The organism is Prevotella sp. oral taxon 317 str. F0108 (genome assembly GCF_000162415.1).
Lineage (GTDB): Bacteria > Bacteroidota > Bacteroidia > Bacteroidales > Bacteroidaceae > Prevotella > Prevotella conceptionensis.
In genome coordinates, this window is the sequence record NZ_GG740101.1 from 1 (window position 1) to 876 (window position 876).

The window sequence follows — 876 nt, forward strand, 5'->3', positions numbered from 1 at the left end:
CGTGAGAGCGTTATTGTTGACAGGATAGGTTATGACAAGGATGGGCATACCGTCTATACCAAGCTGGGTAACGGCACGGAGACAACCTACACCTACGACAAGCAGCGTGAACGTCTGCAGGCGATGAACCTTACAGCGGACGGTAGGGCTGTGATGGAGAACAAGTACCAATACGATGCTGTGGACAATTCTTAGGCATTGTCAATGCCGTAGACCCGACGCAGGCCAATAGTAATAATAACAACAATAGTAATAACAATGGCAATAACAACAAGGCAAAACTCGGCGGTGCTTTCAACCACACTTACGCTTACGACGACCTTAACCGCCTGATAAAGGCCAACGGTGAGGCGAAGGGGGCGAAGTATGAGATGACAATGACGTTCGGACGGATGAGCGAACCGCTCACCAAGGTGCAGAAGGTGGACTCCTCAAAGACGGCGCAGTCTTATGACTTCACGTATAAGTACGAGGACAGCAACCACCCCACGGCTCCCACGCAGATAGGGCATGAACATTACACTTACGATGCCAACGGCAATCCCACGCTGGTGGAGAACGACAGCCTGAACACGGAGCGGCGCATGTATTGGGACGAGGACAACCGCCTGATGGTATTGTCGGACAACGGCAAGACCAGCCGATACACCTACAATGCCGCCGGCGAGCGCATCGTCAAGAGCCATGGCGACCTCGAAGGCGTATATATCAACGGTGCGCCGCAGGGAATCACTTTCCACGAAACGGAGGATTACACCATCTATCCTGCCCCGATTATCACCGTGACGAAGAACCGCTTTACCAAGCATTACTTCATCGGCGACAAACGAATTGCCTCCAAATTAGGAACAGGCAAGTTCAGCAACGTCTACGGCA

Annotated in this window: 1 pseudogene; it reads left to right on the forward strand. The window is 52.3% G+C overall.

Features of this window, described 5'->3' with window-relative positions:
• Positions 1-876: pseudogene (locus HMPREF0670_RS15095) on the forward strand (RHS repeat-associated core domain-containing protein); the annotation flags it as partial.